At 70.7% G+C, this 21,066-nt stretch carries 13 protein-coding genes; 3 read left to right on the forward strand and 10 right to left on the reverse strand.

What is annotated here, in order from left to right:
* Positions 1-193: 193 nt before the first annotated feature.
* The 3 genes from AB0P24_RS20835 to AB0P24_RS20845 all read right to left on the reverse strand — a co-directional run bounded on the left by AB0P24_RS20835 (position 194) and on the right by AB0P24_RS20845 (position 7,118).
* Positions 194-5,131, reverse strand: coding sequence for an NAD-glutamate dehydrogenase (locus AB0P24_RS20835; RefSeq protein WP_365796020.1), 4,938 nt, complete (start codon positions 5,129-5,131; stop codon positions 194-196).
* Between the two features lie 760 nt (positions 5,132-5,891).
* On the reverse strand, positions 5,892-6,557 hold the full coding sequence (locus AB0P24_RS20840) for an HAD family hydrolase (RefSeq protein WP_365796022.1): 666 nt from the start codon (positions 6,555-6,557) through the stop codon (positions 5,892-5,894).
* A gap of 45 nt (positions 6,558-6,602) precedes the next feature.
* Positions 6,603-7,118, reverse strand: coding sequence for a hypothetical protein (locus tag AB0P24_RS20845; protein ID WP_365796024.1), 516 nt, complete (start codon positions 7,116-7,118; stop codon positions 6,603-6,605).
* A 328-nt stretch (positions 7,119-7,446) separates the two neighbouring features.
* Here AB0P24_RS20845 and AB0P24_RS20850 point away from each other — a divergent pair, with 328 nt between their 5' ends.
* A complete protein-coding gene (locus AB0P24_RS20850) occupies positions 7,447-7,908 on the forward strand; it encodes an Rv3235 family protein (RefSeq protein ID WP_365796026.1) in 462 nt (153 codons plus the stop codon).
* A 185-nt stretch (positions 7,909-8,093) separates the two neighbouring features.
* Here AB0P24_RS20850 and secA read toward each other — a convergent pair whose 3' ends face one another.
* On the reverse strand, positions 8,094-10,940 hold the full coding sequence (gene secA / locus AB0P24_RS20855; protein ID WP_365796028.1) for a preprotein translocase subunit SecA: 2,847 nt from the start codon (positions 10,938-10,940) through the stop codon (positions 8,094-8,096).
* Between the two features lie 291 nt (positions 10,941-11,231).
* On the opposite strand from secA, the gene AB0P24_RS20860 reads away from it, so the two are divergent.
* Together AB0P24_RS20860 and AB0P24_RS20865 are read left to right on the forward strand one after the other, a co-directional pair.
* The gene (locus AB0P24_RS20860; protein ID WP_365796030.1) at positions 11,232-11,807 is read left to right on the forward strand and encodes a GNAT family N-acetyltransferase; all 576 of its coding nucleotides are present in this window, start codon (positions 11,232-11,234) and stop codon (positions 11,805-11,807) included.
* 49 nt (positions 11,808-11,856) lie between these two features.
* Entirely contained in the window at positions 11,857-13,047 is a 1,191-nt protein-coding gene (locus AB0P24_RS20865) for a crosslink repair DNA glycosylase YcaQ family protein (protein ID WP_365796032.1), read from the forward strand.
* 29 nt (positions 13,048-13,076) lie between these two features.
* On the opposite strand, the gene AB0P24_RS20870 is transcribed toward AB0P24_RS20865, so the two are convergent.
* The 6 genes from AB0P24_RS20870 to mtrA all read right to left on the reverse strand — a co-directional run bounded on the left by AB0P24_RS20870 (position 13,077) and on the right by mtrA (position 20,687).
* Entirely contained in the window at positions 13,077-13,826 is a 750-nt protein-coding gene (locus AB0P24_RS20870; RefSeq protein WP_181806400.1) for a response regulator transcription factor, read from the reverse strand.
* 205 nt (positions 13,827-14,031) lie between these two features.
* The gene (raiA, locus tag AB0P24_RS20875; RefSeq protein ID WP_365796035.1) at positions 14,032-14,757 is read right to left on the reverse strand and encodes a ribosome-associated translation inhibitor RaiA; all 726 of its coding nucleotides are present in this window, start codon (positions 14,755-14,757) and stop codon (positions 14,032-14,034) included.
* Positions 14,758-15,037: 280 nt separating this feature from the next.
* Complete coding sequence (locus tag AB0P24_RS20880) at positions 15,038-15,934, reverse strand: ComF family protein (protein ID WP_365796037.1); 897 nt, start codon at positions 15,932-15,934, stop codon at positions 15,038-15,040.
* A 185-nt stretch (positions 15,935-16,119) separates the two neighbouring features.
* Complete coding sequence (locus tag AB0P24_RS20885; RefSeq protein WP_365796039.1) at positions 16,120-17,958, reverse strand: LpqB family beta-propeller domain-containing protein; 1,839 nt, start codon at positions 17,956-17,958, stop codon at positions 16,120-16,122.
* Entirely contained in the window at positions 17,948-19,996 is a 2,049-nt protein-coding gene (gene mtrB / locus AB0P24_RS20890; protein ID WP_365796041.1) for an MtrAB system histidine kinase MtrB, read from the reverse strand. The genes AB0P24_RS20885 and mtrB overlap by 11 nt, the downstream gene beginning before the upstream one ends.
* Before the next feature lies 1 nt (position 19,997).
* On the reverse strand, positions 19,998-20,687 hold the full coding sequence (gene mtrA / locus AB0P24_RS20895; protein ID WP_307620883.1) for a two-component system response regulator MtrA: 690 nt from the start codon (positions 20,685-20,687) through the stop codon (positions 19,998-20,000).
* Between the last annotated feature and the right edge of the window lie 379 nt (positions 20,688-21,066).

Below are 21,066 nucleotides of genomic sequence, written 5' to 3' on the forward strand. Positions count from 1 at the left end.
ACCATATCCGAGAGGTCCGGATTAGCAGGAAACGGTAAATTCAGCGCCCGTTTTCCCCTGGATATCGGCAAGAACAAACACCGGCGGGAAAGAAGGCGCCCCGGACCGTCACCGGTCCGGGGCGCCTTTCATGTCGTACGACTAATTCGCACGGCCACTCCGCACGGCTGCTTCGTACGGCTGCTTCGTACGGCTACGAGTGCGTGCGCAGCAGCGTCCGCATCGTCCGCATGGCCACCGAGAGGTTGGCCAGGTCGAAGGAGTCCGAGCTGCGGATCTCCTCCAGGGTGGCCCGGGCCCGGCCCAGGATCGCGGTGTTCTTCCGCTCCCAGGCCTGGTAGCGCTGCTCGGGCGTCGCCGTGCCCTCGCCCGCGGCGAGCACGTCGGCGGTGAGCATCGCGTGGGCCGCGTACAGGTCCTCGCGGATGGAGGCGCGGGCCATCGACTGCCAGCGGTCGGCGCGCGGGAGTTCGATGATGCGGTCCATCAGCTGGGTGACGCCGAGCCGGTCGGCGAGGTCGTAGTAGACCTCGGCGACGTCCAGCGGCTCCTTGCCCATGCGGTCGGCCACCGAGACGATGTCCAGCGCCGGGAAGGCGGAGGAGAAGCCGGCCACGCGGGTGGCGACCTCGTCGGGCACCCCGGCGCCGGACAGCTCGTCGTACACGTGCTGGTACCAGTCCAGGTCCGCGCCGCGCAGCAGCTTGGGCAGCTGCTGCCAGACCTGCTCGACGCGCTCGGAGAAGAAGTCGACGGTCTCCAGGAGCTGGAGCGGCTGTGGCCGGTTGTTGAGGAGCCAGCGGGTGCCGCGCTCCACCAGGCGGCGGGAGTGCAGCCGGATCCGGGTCTGGACGGCCGCGTCGACCTTGTTGTCCAGTTCCTCGACCGCGTCCCACACCGGGGCCGAACGGAAGATCGCGCGGGCCGCGGTCTGCGCCCGGACGATCTCCTCCAGGGAGGCCCCGGTCTCCTCGCGCAGCCGGTGCAGGTAGGTCGTACCGCCGGTGTTGACCGTGTCGTTGACCAGGACCGTGGTGGTGATCTCGCGGCGCAGCGGGTGGGTGGCGAGGGCGGCGGCGAACTGCTCGCGCAGGGCCGTCGGGAAGTACGCGTGCAGCAGGCCGCTGAGGTACGGGTCGTCCGGCAGCGTGGTGGCCAGCAGCTCGTCGGCGACCGTGATCTTCGTGTACGCCAGCAGGACGGCCGTCTCCGGGCCGGTCAGGCCCTGGCCGGTGCCGATGCGCTCGCGGATCTGGCGGTCGGTGGGCAGGAACTCGAGCGCCCGGTCGAGATGGCCCTCCCTGACCAGGTGGCGCAGGAACCGCTGCTGGGCGTGGAGCATGTCGCCGGACTGGGCGAGCGCGTTGGCGATCGCCACGTTCTGCGCGTAGTTGTTGCGCAGCACCAGCGCGCCGACCTCGTCGGTCATCTCGGCGAGCAGCTTGTTGCGCTGCTTGACGGTCATGTCGCCGTCCGCGACCACGCCGTTGAGCAGGATCTTGATGTTCACCTCGTGGTCGGAGGTGTCCACGCCGGCGCTGTTGTCGATGGCGTCGGTGTTGATCTTGCCGCCCTGGCGGGCGAACTCGATCCGGCCGAGCTGGGTCAGGCCCAGGTTGCCGCCCTCGCCGACGACCTTGACGCGCAGGTCGGCGCCGTCGACGCGGATGGCGTCGTTGGCCTTGTCGCCGACGTCCGCGTTGGACTCGGTCGACGCCTTGACGTAGGTGCCGATGCCGCCGTTCCACAGCAGGTCCACCGGCGCCCCGAGGATCGCCTTCATCAGGTCGGCCGGGGTCAGCTTGGTGACCTTGTCCTCGATGCCGAGGGCCTCGCGGATGTGGCTGTTGACCGGGATGGCCTTGGCGCTGCGCGGGAAGATCCCGCCGCCCGAGGAGAGCAGGTCGGTGTCGTAGTCGCCCCAGCTGGAGCGGGGCAGGTCGAACAGGCGGCGGCGCTCGGCGTAGGAGGTGGCCGCGTCCGGGTTCGGATCGATGAAGATGTGCCGGTGGTCGAAGGCGGCGACCAGGCGGATGTGCTCGCTGAGCAGCATGCCGTTGCCGAACACGTCGCCGGACATGTCGCCGATGCCGACGACCGTGAAGTCCTCGGTCTGGGTGTCGACGCCCAGCTCCCGGAAGTGCCGCTTCACGGACTCCCAGGCGCCGCGCGCGGTGATCCCCATGCCCTTGTGGTCGTAGCCCGCGCTGCCGCCGGAGGCGAAGGCGTCGCCGAGCCAGAAGTTGTAGCTGCCGGCGACCTCGTTGGCGATGTCGGAGAACGTCGCCGTGCCCTTGTCGGCCGCGACCACCAGGTAGGTGTCGTCCTCGTCGTGGCGGACCACGTCCTGCGGGGGCACGACCTCGCCGGCCACCATGTTGTCGGTGATGTCGAGCAGCGCCGAGATGAACGTCCTGTAGCTGGCGATGCCCTCCGCCAGCCACGCGTCCCGGTCCACGCTCGGGTCCGGCAGCTGCTTGGCGACGAAGCCGCCCTTGGCGCCGACCGGCACGATGACGGTGTTCTTCACCATCTGCGCCTTGACCAGGCCGAGGATCTCGGTGCGGAAGTCCTCACGCCGGTCGGACCAGCGCAGACCGCCGCGCGCGACCTTGCCGAAGCGCAGGTGCACACCCTCGACACGCGGCGAGTACACCCAGATCTCGAACGCCGGGCGGGGCGCCGGGAGGTCGGGGATGGCCCGCGGGTCGAACTTCATGGAGACGTACGAGTGCGGGGTGCCCTCCGCCGTCTCCTGGAAGAAGTTGGTGCGCAGCGTCGCCTTGATGACGGTCAGGAAGGAGCGCAGGATGCGGTCCTCGTCGAGGCTCGCGACCTGGTCCAGCGCCGCGTCCAGCTCCTCCAGCAGGGCGTCGGTGATCTCCAGGCCGGCCTTCTGCCGGTCCGGCGACATCCGCGCCTCGAACAGGGAGACGAGCAGCCGGGTGGTGTGGACGTTGTTGCGGAGCGTCGTCTCCATGTAGTCCTGGCTGAACGTGGAACCGGCCTGCCGCAGGTACTTGGCGTACGCCCGCAGCACCATCGCCTGCCGCCAGTTCAGCCCGGCGCTCAGCACCAGGGCGTTGAAGCCGTCGTTCTCCGCCTGGCCGGTCCAGGTCGCCGCGAACGCGTTCTGGAACCGCTCACGCCCGTCGTCGCCCAGGTAGTCGCCGGTCGTGCTGCCCTGCACCTTCGGCACCCGCAGACCGAAGTCGTAGATCCACGCGGTCGTCCGGTCCGCGCAGCGCAGTTCGTACGGCCGCTCGTCGATCACCTCGACACCGATCCGGCTCAGGACCGGCAGCACGGCCGACAGGGAGATCGCCGCGCCCTTGCGGTAGATCTTGAACCGGCGCTCGTCGGGGGCGGCGCCCACCGGCTCGTAGAGGCTGAGCGCGAAGTCGTTGCCCGCCTCCTCGGTGAGCCGCTCCAGGTGGACCAGGTCGGCGACCGCGGCGCGCGGGGTGTGGTCGGCCTTGTAGCCCTCCGGGAAGGAGTTGCCGTAGCGGTGCAGCAGCTCGGCCGCGTGCTCCTCGCCGCACTCGGCGTTGAGCGCCTCGGCGAAGGCGTCGGTCCAGGAGCGGGCCGCCTCGACCAGGCGGGCCTCGATGCGGTCCTTGTCGGACTCGGACAGCTCGGGCAGTTCGGTGCCCTGCGGGACGCGGACGACGAAGTGCAGCCGGGACAGGATCGACTCGGTGTTCCAGGCCGTGAAGTCGACGCTGATGCCGTCGAGTTCCTCCTTCAGGATGTCGATGATCCGCAGCCGCACGCCGGTGGTGTAGCGGTCGCGCGGGAGGTAGACGATGGCCGAGTAGTAGCGGCCGTACTCGTCCTGGCGCAGGTACAGCCGCAGCCGGCGGCGCTCCTGGAGGTAGAGGACGGACGTGACGATCGACTCCAGCTCCGGGACCGGGGTCTGGAACAGCTCGTCGCGCGGGTAGGTCTCCATGATCTGCATCAGGTCACGGCCGTCGTGGCTGTTGGGCGAGAAGCCCGCCCGCTCCAGCACGGCGTCGACCTTGCGGCGGATGACCGGCACCCGGCGTACCGACTCGGTGTAGGCGGCGGACGAGAACAGGCCCAGGAAGCGCCGCTCCCCCACCACGTTGCCGTCCGCGTCGAACTTCTTGACGCCGATGTAGTCCAGGTACGACGGCCGGTGCACGGTCGCCCGGCTGTTCGCCTTGGTCAGGACGAGGAGCTTGTGCTCGCGGGCCTTGGCGCGCGCGTCGGCCGGGAGCCGCTCGAAGGAGGGGCTGACCGGGTGGCCCTCCTCGCCGGCGTGCTGCGGGTCGGAGCGCAGGATGCCGAGGCCGGTGCCAGGCACGGCGGCCAGCGAGTCGTCCGCACGCAGCTGGTACTCGCGGAAGCCGAGGAAGGTGAAGTGGTCGGCGGCCAGCCAGCGCAGCAGCTCGCGGGCCTCCTCGACCTCGGGGCGCGGCAGGTCACCGGGCACCGGCTCCTCGCCGAGATGCTCGGCGACGCGGACGGCGCACTCCCGCATCTTCTCCCAGTCCTCGACGGCCTCCCGGACGTCGGAGAGCACCCGCAGCAGGTCGGCGGTGATCTGCTTGAGGTCGGAGCGGTCGGTCTCCCGGTCGATCTCGACGTGGATCCAGGACTCGACGTGCGTGTCGTGCGGCAGGTCGCTGTCGGCGGGCGGGGTCGGCAGCACCTCGATCAGCTTGCCGGTGAGGTCGCGGCGGACGACGAACTGGGGGTGGATCACGACGTGGATCCCGCGCCCCTGCCGGGTCAGCTCATTGGTGACCGAGTCCACGAGGAAGGGCATGTCGTCGGTGACGACCTCCACCACGGTGTGGCTGCAGGTCCACCCGTTCTCCTCGACGGTCGGGGTGTGGACCCGGACGTTCGCGGTGCCCTGAGGGCGCGTCTCGGCGAGACGGTAGTGCGAGACGGCGGCGCCGAAGACGTCGACCGGGTCGCGGTCGGCGAGGTCCTCCGGTGCGGTGTGCAGGTAGTAGCGCTGGAGGAACGCGAAGACGGACTCCTGGTCCGCCTCCCCCGTGGTCCCAGTCGGTAGGTGCCCCCCGGCCGGGCTGTTCTCAGCTACCCGAGCGGCCCGATCGAGCAGCTCGGCCTTGGCTTCGTCCAGCTTGGTCTGCATTGTCCTCTGGCTCCTGTCGCGCGCCATTGCGTGACGTAGAAGGAAGTACGGGCTCTTCCCCCTGCGGCTCGACGCCACGGCCGGGTTCTCCGGTCTGCTCCGACGCTATGCCGCGGGGTGAGACGAGCGGGGGGTATTGAGCCATATTTGAGCTGCTCCGCAGGTGTGATGCTGCTCTCGGCAGCGCCCCTGCCTGGGCCGTCTCCGGCGCCCTCCGCCCGGGAAGACCAGCTACCGCCACCCGGTCACGGAGGTGGTCCGTGCTCACCGGGCGCAGGGCAGGGACGTCGAGGCCCCCGCGAACTATCGCGCTGATCACGCCACCAAGGCTATCGCTCCCGACCGGGGGGTCGTCATGAGCCGTATGTGTACAAAACCAGGGGTCGAACTTTGACGTTCTGCACAGGGGCGCTGCGCCGGCTTGGCCGACATGGGGGGTGGGGTGGGGGATGGGGGCGGGTGGTGATGCGCGGGCCGGTGGGGGTTGCTCGCGCCCACGCGGCGGAGCCGCCCATTGACACAGCCCCGCGCCCCTGAGGAGCGCGCCGCCCAGCCGCGTCTCTTACAGCCGCGGGCAGTCGTGCCTCCCCCAGTGCCTTAAGGGCCTGGGAGGTGCCCCCAGGGCGATGGGGGTCCCCCCGCGCGAGCGAAGCCGAGCGTGGGGGAGGGTGGGGGAGGGTGGGGGAGGGTGGGCGCGGGCGGCACCCGGCCAGCGCCGGCAAGCGTCCCTGCCCCCCGGCCCGCGCCCGCCGGCACCCGCTCACGCCACGAGTCGCTCCGCCTCCTCGACCGCCTCCGCCAGGGAGTCCACGACCGGCACCCCGGCCTCCTCCAGGCTCGCCCTCCCGTGTGACCCCCCGGTGTACAGCACCGCCTTCGCTCCCACCGCCTGCGCCGCCACCGCGTCATCCGCCGCGTCGCCGATCACCACGGTCCGCCCCGGCTCCACATCCGCCAGCCACCGCAGATGCCGCACCATGTGCTCGGCCTTGCTGCCCCCCGACGGCCCGAGCCGCCCCTCCACCCGGACGAAGTGCGACTCGATGCCGAACCCCCGCACCAGCGGGACCAGTTCGTCATGCACGTACATGCTCAGCAGCGACTGGCTGCGCCCCGCCGCACGCCACCCGGCCAGCAGCTCCGGCGCCCCCTCGGTCAGCGCGCACAGGCCGCGGTGCTCGGCGTAGTAGCGGTGGAAGACCTCGTCCATGGCCTCCCACTCGGCCTCGGTCGGAAGCCTTCCCATGAGCCGCTCGTAGAACTTCGGCACCGGCACGCAGTACAGCGCCCGGTACTGCTCCAGCGTGATCGGCGCCAGGCCCAGCTCGGCCGAGGCCGCGTTCGTCGCCCCGATGATCGCGTCGTTGTCGTGGAACAGCGTCCCGTTCCAGTCCCAGACAATGTGTGCGCTTTCGTGCTTCCCCATGTCCAAAACGCTACCCGCCGCCACCGACAATCAAGACCCGGCCGGTCAGCCGCCCAGCCCCACCAGGTTCGGGATCTCCTGCGTGGCATACCAGAGCAGCTCGTGGTCCTCGGCCCCGTCCACGACGAACTGCGCGTCGTCGTCCCCGCCGTCCGCCGCCGCCAGCGCCCCGGCGGCCGCCGTGACGTCCTCCTGGGCGTCGTCGGAGTCGACGTGCACCGAGGCCGCCTTGGCCAGTACCACCGTCCCGGTCACCCGGACCTCGCCCAGCGCCGCCGGGTCGAGCCCGCGGTCCGGGTCGGCCGCCGCCGCGCCGTCGGGCACGTCGACGGCGACCACGACCCGGCGCCGTACCGCGCCCGGGTCGGCGGCCAGCAGTCGCAGGGAGGCCAGGGCTGCCCGGTTGAGCGCGGCGTACTCCAGTTCCTCTATGTCGTCGGAGAGGTACCACTCGCGCAGCGCGGGCGTGACGGCGTAGGCGACGAAGGGACCGGTCCCCAGCTCGCCCGTCCGGTGCGCCTCGGCAAGCCCGGGGAGGGTCAGGGGGACGTAGACGCGCATGACTGGCCGCTCTTCTCTTCCGGACTCTTCGACTCTGCGCCTCCCGAAGGCTCTGGCGTCTCCCGGAGGGCCTTCAGGATACGTGCGGGCGTCCCCCTTCGGGTCCCGGGCAGTGACGTCGCGGGCGTCCACCCGGCGCCCGCGATTCACCCGGTGCCGCCGCCCACGCGACGGGATTCCGCACCTCCGACCACTCGGATAGGTGAACATTCCCGGGCCCCCGACACGGACCGCCACCGCCTTGCTGCCGCCGACCCGGCCCCGTACAAGATCCGTAACTTCAAGTTACCGCCCGGTTACTCTCCGGGCCCGCGAACGGGGATCCCCCATGAACAAGGTCATGACCAGGACCGCGCAGCTCCGCCCGGCCACCCGGCCACCCGGCCGCCGCGACCCCCGCCGGCCGGGCGCTCCCTCCTCGCGCCGTCCGCTCACGCCTCCGGCGGCCCCGCCGAGCCCGCGCCCCACCGACCTGTTCGCGGAGCGTCTGCTGGCCGTTCTGAGCGGCCGCCGCCCCGTCCACTGGATGCTCCGGCACACCGCGGGGGACGCCTACGACGACCTGGCCCGGCTCGCCGAACGCGGCCCCCTGCGCACCCGCGGCGCCGACCCGGTCGTCCGCGACATCGGCTACTACGTGCCGCGCGCCGGCGCCCTGGAGGTCTTCGCCCGCATCGCCGCGGGCGACAGGCTGCGCGCGATGGCCTTCCGCCTGGAGCAGGGCGCGGACCTGCGCTGGCGCTGCACGGCGGTGGAGATGGGCGGCCCCCGCGCGCCTCACGATGACTGACAGCCAGCCCTGACAGCCACCCCGAGGCGCCGCACGACGACTCACGGCCGGCCCGAAGCGCCGCACGACGACTCACGGCCGGCCCGAAGAGAGGCCGGGCCCCTGACCGCCCCCGCGCCCCGGCCGCAAGCCGAAGGGCCGGCCCCTTTCCAGGTGACCGGCCCTCACGAGACGCTGGCGTCGGGTTACTTCTTGCGGCCGCGGCGGCTCTTCGCCTGCTTGCGGCGTTCGGCGCGGGTCAGGCCGTCGGCCTCGGAACGGGTCGGCTCCTCGTCGTCGTAGGCGAAGTCGCCCTCGACGATGCCGCCCTCGCCGTCCACGGTGGCCGCCGAGAAGTGCATACCCCGTCGCTGCGGCGCTTCCAGCCCCTTGGCACGGATCTCCGGACGCGAGCCCGCCTGGGCCGGCACCGCGTCCTGGACGCCCTCCACGGCCGCCTCGGCGTCCTCGACCGGGACCTCCTCGACCTGCTGCTCGACCTGGACCTCCAGGTTGAACAGGTAGCCGACGGACTCCTCCTTGATGCCGTCCATCATCGCGGTGAACATGTCGAAGCCCTCGCGCTGGTACTCGACCAGCGGGTCCTTCTGGGCCATCGCGCGCAGGCCGATGCCCTCCTGGAGGTAGTCCATCTCGTAGAGGTGCTCGCGCCACTTGCGGTCGAGGACCGACAGCACGACCCGGCGCTCCAGCTCACGCATGATCTCGGAGCCGAGCTGGGCCTCGCGCGACGCGTACTGCTCGTGGATGTCGTCCTTGATGGACTCGGAGATGTACTCGGCGGTCAGGCCCGCGCGGTCACCGGCCGCCTCCTCCAGCTCCTCGATGGTGACCTTCACCGGGTAGAGCTGCTTGAAGGCGCCCCACAGCCGGTCGAGGTCCCAGTCCTCCGGGAAGCCTTCGGCGGTCTCCGCGCCGACGTACGCGTCGATCGTGTCGTCCATGAAGTGCTGGATCTGCTCCTGCAGGTCCTCGCCCTCCAGGACGCGGCGGCGCTCGCCGTAGATGACCTCGCGCTGCCGGTTGAGCACCTCGTCGTACTTCAGGACGTTCTTACGGGTCTCGAAGTTCTGCTGCTCGACCTGCGACTGCGCGGACGCGATCGCGCGGGTGACCATCTTGTTCTCGATCGGCACGTCGTCCGGCACGTTCGCCATGGACATCACGCGCTCGACCATCTGGGCCTTGAACAGGCGCATCAGGTCGTCGCCGAGGGAGAGGTAGAAGCGGGACTCGCCGGGGTCGCCCTGACGGCCGCTGCGGCCGCGCAGCTGGTTGTCGATCCGGCGCGACTCGTGCCGCTCGGTGCCCAGCACGTAGAGGCCGCCGAGCTCCTTGACCTCGTCGAACTCGGCCTTGACGGCCCGCTCGGCCTTCTCCAGGGCGGCGGGCAGCGCGGCCGCCCACTCCTCGATGTGCTCCTCGGGGTCGAGGCCGCGCTGGCGCAGCTCCGCCTCGGCGAGGTCCTCGGGGTTGCCGCCGAGCTTGATGTCGGTACCACGGCCGGCCATGTTGGTGGCGACCGTCACGGCGCCCTTGCGGCCGGCCTGCGCGACGATCGACGCCTCGCGCTCGTGGTGCTTGGCGTTGAGCACCTCGTGCTGGATGCCGCGCTTGGAGAGCTGCTGCGAGAGGTACTCCGACTTCTCGACGGAGGTCGTGCCGACCAGGATCGGCTGGCCCTTCTCGTGCTTCTCCGCGATGTCGTCGACGACCGCCTCGAACTTGGCGACCTCGGTGCGGTAGATCAGGTCCGACTGGTCCTTGCGGATCATCGGCCTGTTCGTCGGGATCGGGACCACGCCGAGCTTGTAGATCTGGTGGAACTCGGCGGCCTCGGTCATGGCCGTACCGGTCATGCCGGACAGGCCGGGCAGTTCCTTGCCGTTGTGGTCGTGGCGCTTGTAGAGGCGGAAGAAGTTCTGCAGGGTGATCGTGGCGAGGGTCTGGTTCTCGTCCTTGATGTCCACCCCTTCCTTCGCCTCGATCGCCTGGTGCATGCCCTCGTTGTAGCGGCGGCCGGCGAGGATACGGCCGGTGTGCTCGTCGACGATCATGACCTCGCCGTCGAGGACGACGTAGTCCTTGTCCTTCTTGAAGAGCTCCTTCGCCTTGATGGCGTTGTTCAGGTAGCCCACCAAGGGGGTGTTCACCGACTCGTAGAGGTTGTCGATGCCCAGCCAGTCCTCGACCTTGGAGACGCCGGACTCGTGGATGGCGACGGTGCGCTTCTTCTCGTCGACGTCGTAGTCGCCGGTCTCCTCGACGCCCTTGAGCGGGTTGCCGGCCTCGCCCTTCTTCAGGCGCAGGACCAGCTTGGCGAAGTCGCCGTACCACTTGGTGGCCTGGTCGGCCGGGCCGGAGATGATCAGCGGCGTACGGGCCTCGTCGACCAGGATGGAGTCGACCTCGTCGACGATGGCGTAGTTGTGGCCGCGCTGGACGAGCTCGTCCTGGGCCCACGCCATGTTGTCGCGGAGGTAGTCGAAGCCGAACTCGTTGTTCGTGCCGTACGTGATGTCGCACGCGTACTGCTCGCGACGCTGGGCCGGCGTCATGTTGGCGAGGATGCAGCCGACGGTCAGGCCCAGGAACTTGTGGACGCGGCCCATCATCTCGGAGTCGCGCTCGGCCAGGTAGTCGTTGACCGTGATGAGGTGGACACCCTTGCCCGACAGCGCGTTGAGGTACGCGGGCAGGGTGCCGACGAGGGTCTTGCCCTCACCGGTCTTCATCTCGGCCACGTAGCCGAGGTGGAGAGCCGCGCCGCCCATGATCTGCACGTCGTAGTGACGCTGGCCGAGAGCCCGCTTGGCGGCTTCGCGCACCGTGGCGAACGCCTCGGGAAGCAGGTCGTCAAGGCTCTCGCCGTCGGCGTAGCGCTGCTTGTACTCATCGGTGAGGGCCCGCAGCTCGGCGTCGGAGAGGTCGACGAAATCCTCTTCGATGGAGTTGACCTGGTCCGCGATGCGGTGCAGCTTGCGCAGGATCTTGCCTTCGCCTGCACGCATGATCTTCGAGAGGACGGACACGGGGGTTAGTCTCCTTGCCGGTCGGGCCTGGGAGGGTCGGTTTCCATTTGACGTACTGAGCAACGGCCATCGTATGCGAGGACCCGGCCGCGTCGGGAGGCCTGTCGGCCCGACGACCGCCTGTCGCTTTCCCGAGGGCCCTGCGAGCACATTTCGTGCCTCACCCGGGACAACGGCCAGGACCGCCCGATAGTGCCGCGCCGGGGCGAGGAATTGCGCGAAATGTGATCACAGGCTCACGGAGCGCGAAATCGATGGCGTGCCGGACGCCGGGGCGAGCAGAATCGGCTGATGGAACCCGTCACGCTCACCACCCCTCGTCTGCTGCTGCGCGCGGTCGGCCCGCAGGACACCGACGCGGTGTACGCGGCCGTCCAGGATCCCGACATCCAGCGCTGGACGACGATTCCCTCCCCCTACCTCGCCGAGCACGCCCGCAGCTTCACGGAGCAGATGGTCCCCGACGGCTGGACCGAGGGCTCCATGTTCACCTTCGGCGTCTTCCTGCCGGCCGGCGGGCTGGCCGGGATGCTCGCCCTGACCATGCGCTCGCTGGGAACGGCCGAGGTGGGGTTCTGGACGGCCAAGGAGCACCGCGGCCACGGCTACACCGCGGAGGCCACCCTCGCGGCCGCCCGCTGGGCGTTCACCCGGATGGCGATCGACCGGGTCGAATGGCGCGCCGAGGTCGGCAACCACGCCTCCCGCGCGGTCGCCGAACGCGCGGGCTTCACCGTCGAGGGCATCCTGCGATCCTGCCTCAACAACAAGGGCGTACGACGCGACTGCTGGGTCGGCTCCCTGCTCCCCTCGGACCTGGGCCTGCCGTCGGCGGCGCCCTACCTGCCGGCCCCCGCGCGGGGCTGAAACCCCAGCTCCTGCCGGGCTGTCAGTGCCACCCTCTATCGTCCGACCCATGACGACCCTCCCGCGCCCCGCCGCCGCTCTCTCGGCGGACGAAGCCCGCCGTATCGCGCTGAAGGCACAGGGCTTCCTCGGCGCCCCCGACCGCCGCCTGGGCGTCCGGGGCGTGCTCCGCCACCTCGGCGCGGTCCAGCTCGACACCATCTCGGTCCTCGCCCGGTCGCACGAGCTCATTCCCTACGCCCGCCTCGGCCGCGTCGGCCGCAGGACGGTCGAGGCCGCCTACTGGCAGGACGCACACGCCTTCGAGTACTGGTCGCACGCCGCCTGCATACTCCCCATCGAGGAGTGGCCGCACTTCGCCTTCCGCCGCCGCGCCTACCGCGACCGCCCGCACTGGAACCACGCCCTCCCCGACGGCACCTACGACCAGGTCATCAAGCAGCTGCGCGACGAAGGCCCGCTCACCGCCACGGAGTTGGGCGGCGCGAAGAGGACCAGCGAGTGGTGGGACTGGTCCGGCACCAAGGTCGCCGTGGAGCGCGCGCTGATGTACGGCGAGGTGGTGTGCGTCGAACGGCGCGGCTGGAAGCGGGTGTACGACCTCGCCGAGCGCGCGGTCCCGGCCGAGCTGCTCCATGACGAGCTGGACGACACCGAGTGCCTGCGCCGCCTGGTCCGGCTGGCCGGACAGTCGCTGGGCGTCGGCACGCGCGCGGACATCGCCGACTACCACCGGCTCAAGGGCGAGCAGGTCGACGCCGTGATCGCCGACTCGGGTCTGGTCCCGGTGGAGGTGGAGGGCTGGGGGAAGCCCGCCTGGGCGGACCCGGCGGCCCTGGCCACGCCCCCGCGCGGCCGGCACCGTACGACGCTGCTCTCCCCGTTCGACTCCCTGGTCTGGGACCGGGCGCGCACGGAGCGGATCTTCGGCTTCACCCACCGCCTGGAGGCGTACGTTCCCAAGCCCAAGCGGGTGTACGGCTACTACGCGATGCCGGTGCTGGCCGGCGGCCGGCTGGTGGGCCGCGTGGACCCGGCGCGGGAGGCGGGCGGGATCCTGGTGGCCCGCCAGGTCACGCTGGACGGCCCCAAGGCGGTCCCGGCGGTGGCGGAGGCGCTGGTCGAGGCGGCGAGCTGGGTGGACTGCACGACGGTGCGCGTGGAGCGCGTGGACGCCCCCGAACTGCGCGAGCCGCTCGTGAAGGAGGTGACCCGCTTCCTGACAGCGGCGCTGCGCTGACCGGCGCCAAGTCCGACGCCGGCGCGGCCTCAGCGGATTTCGAGGATCTTCTCCCGCATCGCGTAGACCACCGCCTCCATCCTGGAGTGCAGCTGCAACTTCTCCAAGATGTTGCGCACATGGTTCTTCACGGTGTTCTCGGAGATGAACAACTCCTTCGCGATATCGCGGTTGTTCATCCCCGTGGCGACCAGCTTGAGCACTTCGAGTTCCCGGTCGGTGAGCCGCGGCGCCGGCACCAGCCGGCGCTCGTCGGTGCGCTGGATCATCGACTTGAACTCGGTGAGGAGTTTCGACGCCATGGACGGGCTGATCTGCGACTGCCCGTCGGCCACCGCCCGAATGGCGGTGGCCACCTCGTCGGTGGAGATCTCCTTGAGGAGGTATCCGGTCGCGCCCGCCTTGATCGCGTCGTAGAGATCGGCCTCTTCGTCACTGATCGTCAGCATGATGATCTTCGCACTGGGCGCGACCTCCTTGATGGAGGTGCAGGCCTCGATGCCGCCGCGCTTGGGCATCCGGACGTCCATCAGCACGATGTCCGGCAGCAGGTCGGCGGCCTTGTCGACGGCCTCCGCGCCGTCGCCCGCCTCCCCGACGACCTGGATGTCCTCCTCGGCGGCGAGCACGATCTCCAGTCCGCGGCGGAAGAGGGCATGGTCGTCGACGACAAGGACTCTGATCGGTTCCTTGCGTGGAGTACCGCCCGTGTCCGGGCCCATGCCGGCGACGCCGCCGTCGGCATCACCGTCCCGCATCGGTCCGAAGCTGTCCGCCATCGTTCCTCCCCCTGAAGGCTGTGGCCTGTGGTGCTGTGCCATCCGCCAACCCAAGGCAGCGGCCCACCGGTTGGACCGTTACGGCCATGATTCCATGCCCGGGCCGGAACGCGGTGACAGAGCGGGGCGCGAAGTGGTCGCACACCGGTGCCCCTGGGGGCGCACAGGCTCCCAGGGGCACCGGCTCAGCTGCCGGCCGGGCGGGTCAGCCGCCGAGCGTGCCTCCTGCCGCGGGGGGCTGCGCCTGGGCGACCATCGGGTCCGTGCTGAGGTGGATGACGCCGTAGTCGTACGCGTGCCGCCGGTAGACGACACTCGGCTCCTTGGTCTCGGAGTCGACGAACAGGTAGAAGTCGTGTCCGACCAGTTCCATCTCGTAAAGGGCCTGGTCAAGGGTCATCGGGGAGGCGACGTGGGTCTTCTCGCGGACGACGAGGGGGCCTTCGCCCTTCACTTCCAGGGAGCCCATCTTCTTGGTGGGCACGCCGTCGGCCTCTTCCTCGTGGACGGGGCTGCCGTTCCCGTTGAGCGTCGCCGCGTCCGGGACGTGGTCGGGGACCTCGGCGGCCGGGATGCGCCGTGCGCCGCGGCGTGAGAACCGCTTGTCGTGCTGCTTGCGCAGCCTCGCGTCCAGCTTCTCCGCCGCGAGGTCGAGTGCCGCGTACGGGTCACTGGCCGCTGCCTCCGCCCGGATCACCGGACCGCGGGAGCGGAGCGTGATCTCCACTCGGTCACAGCGGTCGGCCTGTCGGGGGTTGGGCTCCTTGGACACCTCGACGTCGAGGCTGATCACCTTGCCGTCGAGCTTCTGGATCTTCTCCAGCTTCAGCTTCTCGGCCACGTGCTTGCGGAACCGCTCGGGCACCTCGGTCTTGCGGCCCTTGACGACGATGTCCACGCAGAACTCCGTTCCCGGATAGCTCCGCTGCACTGCGGAGCATCTCCCTTTTGCACCCAGCTCCGGTGAACCCCGGAGCCTTGGACTCGGCGACGTCACCTCCTCCTCCCCCATGGGCGAGTCTGCACCCCAGCACCGCGATGATTACGGAAAACCCGCGGCACGGCATTCGGACAGGGAAGCCATGGCCTGCGGCTTTCTCCCTCACAACCGAACATATCTCGCCCGGACGGATGTCGTCACCCTCTACTGATGCGTACCTCCATTCAAGTGAATTGGCCCTGTCACTATCTGCAACGATGTACGTTCACGGTCAGTTCCGGTTCATTTCGAAAGAATCCGGGGTGGCCGCGACCACGGCCCCACGGATCGGCCCCGCGAGGCCCCTGACCTCGGCCATTCCCGATACGTCGCGTGTCCACTTGGCCTGCTCTTCCCCTGGTCCGGCCTTCCGTTCCTCCCTTCCTTCCCAAGCCGCGCGCCGATACACAGCCGTTGCTCCCTCTCCTGCCGCCGCGGCTCCCGCAGCCTCCCGTACCGCACGCGCCGCCTCGGCAAGGGTGGCGCCGGTGGTGACCAGGTCGTCGACGAGGACGACACGGCCCCCGCCGAGCAGCCGCGCGCCGTCCGCCGTCACCTCCAGCGCGCCCGCGAGATTCGCGAACCGCTGCCGGGAGTTGAGCCCCGCCTGGTCGGCCACGGCCCGCCGCTGCCGCAGCACCGGTGCCACCCGGGCCGAGGCCCCGGCCCGCCGCAGCTCCGCGGCCGCCACGAGGGCGATCCGCCGCACCGGGTCGTGCCCGCGCGCCCGCACGGCCCACGGCGCGGACGGCACCGGGACGAGCAGCACGGGCCCGGACGCGGCGACGCCGCCCTGCGCACCGCGCCACGAGGCGACGATCCGCACGCTCCGGCCGTCCCGGAGCCCGGCCCGCACCGCTCCCGCCAGCGCCGCGCCCAGCGCACCGGCGAGCGCCAGCGCACCGCGCTCCTTGTGGCCGAGAAGGACCGTCCGTACCTCGTCCGCGTAGGACGCCGCCGCGTACACCGCCGGCAGCCCGGGCGGCTCCGGCACCGGCCGCACCCGGCGCGGTACGGCCCCGCTCAGGGCGGCACGGCACTCGGCACAGAGCACCGTGCGAGGTGTCCCGCAGCCTCCGCACTCGGCCGGTAGCACCAGGTCGGTGAGATCCTGCCACCACCCCCGCATGTGCCCACTGTGCCAACGGCCGGCCAGGCCTGCCACCCCTGTGGACAACCGCCTGTGGACAACTCCGTGCGACCTGCACAGCGCGTCCCCCACACAGGTGAGGAAGCCGATGTCGGCACACGAAAACGGCCGTCCCGACCGGCTCGGCGCCGGAACGGGACGGCCGCTCGCGCACGGCTCGGGGCTCAGCCCGGATAGACCGGCGCCGACCCGTCCTTGACCACCTTCTGCCACTGGTCCCCCGACGGCAGCCGGACGATCCCGTCGTCCTGCGAGCGGGCCACCAGCGGCACCCGGTCGTCCTCGGACGCGGCGATGGCGAGGACACCGGTGAGCGCCGCGGGCGCCGACCCGTCCGGCGTGGAACCGTCGACCTGGACGTACCGCGTCTGCTGCACACCGCCCTGCTCGCGCCCGACCACCACGAGCCGGCTGTCCCCCGCCCAGGACATCGCGGTGACCTCCTCGGAGCCGGGAGTGGCGGAGCGCAGTTCGAGGACCGAGACCTCCTGCTGGTCGTCGGACTTGGTGCGTTCGATCCGCCCGACGAGCAGCGACTGTTTGCCGTCCTTCTCCACGACGAGCGCGATCCGCACCCCGTCCGCGGCGACCCGCACGTCCTCGATCCGGCCGTTCAGCTCGGGGACCTGCACGGCCAGCGGCTGACCCACGCCCTGCTCCAGCATGTACAGCTGCGGCTTCGCGGGGTTGCGGTCGGCCACCCACAGGTCGCCGCGGGCGTCCCAGCTCGGCGCCGTCAGCCGGTCGTTCTCGGTGGCACCGTGGCTGGTCAGCACGGCGTCGCCCAGCGAACCGTCGGACGCGAGCGAGGTGACGTACAGCGTCCTGCCGTCGCTGGTGACCCCGGCAGCGGTCCGCTCGTCGCGGGCGACCGCCACCGACCGCAGCGGCTTGGTGCCCGCGCCGAACGGGCCCGGCACGGCGAACGCGCTGGTCCCGGTACCACCGGCCGCCATCCGCACCAGCCGGTGCTTGTCATCGAGGAAGTACAGGTAGTCGGGGCGCTTGGTCGAGGCACGCCAGGCGGTGGCCTCGGCCTGGCTCTCGTCGACGTCGCACATGTGTGCGCCGTTGACGGACCGCAGCGCGACGGAGTCCACGGTGGGCGTCAGGTTCCGCAGCGTGAACAGCAACTGGGTCGCCATCTCGCTGCACTTGGCCGAGCCGATCCGGGACGCCTTGACGTTCAGCGGCACCGTGACCTCGTTCTGGTCGTCCGGGGTCAGCCCCGACACGCCCTTCTTCAGCGCCGTACCGGTCGGGAAACTCGACCGGACCACCGGGCCAAGCCAGGCGGTGGGGCCGTTGATCAGCGAACGCACCAGCTGGGTCGTCGGATCCACCCGGCTGCGCACGAAGACGGGATCGGCGACCGCCACCGGCTGCCCGGTCTCCCGGGCCGACGTGTCCGAGGCGAAGTAGTACTTGTCGACCGACGTGTAGTTGCGCTGGAAGTCGGACTTGCCCATCACGACCCCCTGCGGCAGCGAGTCGATCCGCCACTGCCCGCTCTTGGCGTCCCTGGTCAGATGCACCGTCCTGCTGTACGACCCGTCCGCGGGCGTGTAGGCCTGCTGCGCGTCGACGGTGGCCACCCGGCTGCCCTGGAGCGTGTAGGTGATGCTGTTCGTGCCCTCCCGGCCCGCCGGGCGCGGGTTCGTCTGGATGCTCGGCCCGTTCGCCAGCACCGTGGCCTGCACCTCCGGCTGCCAGCTCTTCGAGGCCGCCTTGGTCAGATACTTGCGCGCCGTGTCGTAGTTCGGATCGTCACTGGTCAGGGCCTCCAGAAAGCCCTGCACGATCTCCGTGGACGAGGCGTCCTGCTGCGGCGGCATGGCGAAGACCCGCACCTGCGTGTCCTGCCGTGGTGTGGACTCGACGTCCTGCAGGTTGCCGCTGTCCGGCATGGAGGCGCAGCCCGCCAGCAGCAGGACCCCACAGGCGGCGTACGCCACCGCGCGCGCCGGCCCGCGCCGGGCGCTCCCCTCGCGGTCAGCGCCCACGAAATGCCTCCCCTGGCTTGTTCGACTCGTCGGCCCGGTCGGCCCCGCCGGCCTGACCGGTCTCGGGCGGGCCCTCCTGACGCCGTACGCCCTGGACCGGCCGGGGCACCACGCGCGCGCCGCTGCCGGGCAGTGCGGTCGGGTCGGCCGTGGGCGCCGTGGTGGTCATCCGCTGTGTCATCGGCGCGAGCGGCGGCGCCTGGCCGCCGGGCTGCACCGGTACCGTCGCTCGTTTGTCCTCGCCGCCGCTCGGCAGACCGGCCTCACCCAGCCCCCGGTTGCGCCGGGAGTCCTTGGGCTCCAGGGGTATCGGCGAACCGCGCAGCGGCTCGTCCGCCGTCCTGGGAAGCGTCAGCCGGAACTGTGAGCCGCCGCCCGGTTCGCCCCACGCCTGGAGCCAGCCGCCGTGCAGCCGCGCGTCCTCCAGCGCGATCGACAACCCCAGGCCCGTACCGCCGGTGGTACGCGCGCGTGCCGGGTCCGCCCGCCAGAAGCGGCTGAAGACCCGGGTCGCCTCGCCGGGCTTGAGCCCGACGCCGTAGTCGCGCACCGCGACCGCGACCGCGCCGCCGGCCGCCGCCAGCTTGACGACGACGTCCTTGCCCTCGCCGTGCTCCACGGCGTTGACGACAAGGTTGCGCAGCACCCGTTCCACCCGCCGGGCGTCCGCCTCGGCCACCACGGGTTGCAGGTCTCCGACCACACGTATGTGCGTGCCCTTGCGCTCCGCGAGCGGCGCTGCGCCGCTGACCACCCGCCGTACGACCTCCCTGAGGTCTATCGGCTCGGCCTCCAGCGCCGCCGCGCCCGCGTCGAAGCGGCTGATCTCCAGCAGGTCGGCGAGGAGCGACTCGAACCGGTCCAGCTGGTCGGCGAGGAGTTCCGCGGACCGCGCGGTCACCGGGTCGAAGTCCTCGCGCGCCTCGTGGATGACGTCGGCCGCCATCCGGACCGTCGTCAACGGCGTCCGCAGCTCGTGCGAGACGTCGGACACGAACCGGCGCTGCATCCGCGACAGGTCCTCCAGTTGCTGGATCTTCAGCTGGAGGTTCTGCGCCATCTTGTTGAAGGCCTCGCCGAGCCGCGCGATGTCGTCCTCGCCGGTGACCTTCATCCGTTCCTGGAGCCGCCCCGCCGACAGCCGCTCGGCGATCCCGGCCGCCATCCGCACGGGCGTGACGACCTGCCGTACGACGAGCCAGGCGATGGCCCCGAGGAGGACGACGACGAACAGCCCGGCGGTCGCCAGCGTGCCCTTGACCAGGCTGAGGGACTTCTCCTCCTGGGTGAGCGGGAAGAGGTAGTACAGCTCGTACGGCTGGTTGTTCGGGTCGTTGACCTGCTTGCCGATGACCAGCGCGGGCTGCGACTCCTTGTCGTCCGTGTAGATGATCCGGGTGTAGCTCTGCGCGGCCGTCGTATTGCCGTTGATCCGCGCGCGCAGGTCGTCGGGCACGCTGGCCGTCGGGTCGACCTGCCCGGAGGCGCGGGTGCGCCCGCCGCCGCTGTTGTTGTCGCCCGCAGGCAGTGTGACCACGTCGAAGGCGCCCTGGCCGCCGCTGGAGAGGGACTCGACGAGGTCGCTCATCCACGAGGTGAGGTTCTGCGACTGCCGTCCGTCCGCCGTCTCGGCGGTGTCACCGGTGCCGGTCCCGGCCTCGTCGGCCTTCTGCTTGGCCACCGCGAAACCGCCGGTGGCCTGGCTCTGGGAGGCTTTCACCTTGGCGTCCAGCAGGCCGTTGCGCACCTGGCCGATGACGACGAAGCCGAGCAGCAGGACCACGCCCAGCGACATCAGCAGGGTCGTGACGACGACCTTGAGCTGGATGTTGCGCCGCCACAGCCGCATGACCGGCAGCAGCGGCCGCCGCACCCAGCGCATGAACAGGCGCAGCACCGGGCTGCCCTGAACCCCGCCCTGGAGCAGTCCGCCCTCGAAGAGCCGCCGCCAGCGCGTGCCGAGCCGTTTCCCGCCGACAGGCCGCTCCGGACGGTCCCCGGACCGGCCGGGGGCCGAAGCGGCACTGTCCCCGGGCATGTCAGCTGGGTCCCGCCTTGTATCCGACGCCACGGACGGTCACCACGATCTCCGGCCGCTCCGGGTCCTTCTCGACCTTGGAGCGCAGCCGCTGGACATGAACGTTGACGAGACGGGTGTCCGCCGCGTGCCGGTAGCCCCAGACCTGCTCCAGGAGCACCTCACGCGTGAACACCTGCCACGGCTTGCGGGCGAGCGCGACCAGCAGGTCGAACTCCAGCGGGGTCAGCGCGATCGACTGCCCGTCCCGCTTCACCGAGTGCCCGGCCACGTCGATGACCAGGTCACCTATGGCGAGCTGCTCCGGCGTCGGCTCCTCCGACCTGCGCAGCCGGGCCCGGATCCGGGCCACCAGCTCCTTCGGCTTGAACGGCTTGACGATGTAGTCGTCGGCGCCCGACTCCAGGCCCACGACCACATCGACGGTGTCGCTCTTCGCCGTGAGCATCACGATCGGCACCCCGGACTCCGCCCTGATCAGACGGCACACCTCGATACCGTCCCGACCGGGCAGCATCAGATCGAGCAGCACCAGATCGGGCTTGGTCTCACGGAAAGCGGCCAGCGCCTTGTCGCCGTCGGCTACGAAAGACGGCTCAAAACCTTCACCACGCAGCACAATGCCGAGCATCTCGGCCAGTGCGGTGTCGTCGTCGACGACAAGGACTCGTCCCTTCATAAACGACATCATCCCATTCTCATAACGGTGAAGGTTACGCAGGTGACCAGGGTCACCGGCCAGTGACGATAGCCGCAGGGGGCCGTCACTGTCTGCCCCCGTCCGCCGACGCCGATGTCAGTGACGGATGCCGGCTCCGCCCCCCCCCTGTGACCGCCCGCTCCTCCTGACCCCGCTGCGCGAGGCCGAGTCGTACCGACGCGGTGCCGCTATGCCTGGCTGAGCAGCACGCCGACAGCGCACAGCGCGAACGCAAGCCCCGTCAGGCTCTTCTTAGCGCCACGGCCGGAAGCCCGCCGCTGGAGTTCCCGCGCCCAAAGCAACGCACCGCAGAGCAGGAGAGCACCGGCAACGGTGCGTCTGATCACCTGCATGGGCACCCGCTCAATCC

The organism is Streptomyces sp. NPDC086519 (assembly GCF_040686075.1).
GTDB classification, from domain to species: Bacteria; Actinomycetota; Actinomycetes; order Streptomycetales; family Streptomycetaceae; genus Streptomyces; species Streptomyces shenzhenensis.

Excerpts from the sequence above, each read along its gene's own strand:
- AB0P24_RS20870 (WP_181806400.1), bottom strand. The coding sequence starts at position 13,826 with ATGGCGGACAGCTTCGGACCGATGCGGGACGGTGATGCCGACGGCGGC.
- mtrB (WP_365796041.1), bottom strand. The coding sequence starts at position 19,996 with ATGCCCGGGGACAGTGCCGCTTCGGCCCCCGGCCGGTCCGGGGACCGT.
- AB0P24_RS20880 (WP_365796037.1), bottom strand. The coding sequence starts at position 15,934 with ATGCGGGGGTGGTGGCAGGATCTCACCGACCTGGTGCTACCGGCCGAG.
- AB0P24_RS20865 (WP_365796032.1), top strand. The coding sequence starts at position 11,857 with ATGACGACCCTCCCGCGCCCCGCCGCCGCTCTCTCGGCGGACGAAGCC.
- AB0P24_RS20860 (WP_365796030.1), top strand. The coding sequence starts at position 11,232 with ATGGAACCCGTCACGCTCACCACCCCTCGTCTGCTGCTGCGCGCGGTC.
- AB0P24_RS20845 (WP_365796024.1), bottom strand. The coding sequence starts at position 7,118 with ATGCGCGTCTACGTCCCCCTGACCCTCCCCGGGCTTGCCGAGGCGCAC.
- AB0P24_RS20840 (WP_365796022.1), bottom strand. The coding sequence starts at position 6,557 with ATGGGGAAGCACGAAAGCGCACACATTGTCTGGGACTGGAACGGGACG.
- mtrA (WP_307620883.1), bottom strand. The coding sequence starts at position 20,687 with ATGATGTCGTTTATGAAGGGACGAGTCCTTGTCGTCGACGACGACACC.
- AB0P24_RS20850 (WP_365796026.1), top strand. The coding sequence starts at position 7,447 with ATGAACAAGGTCATGACCAGGACCGCGCAGCTCCGCCCGGCCACCCGG.
- AB0P24_RS20835 (WP_365796020.1), bottom strand. The coding sequence starts at position 5,131 with ATGCAGACCAAGCTGGACGAAGCCAAGGCCGAGCTGCTCGATCGGGCC.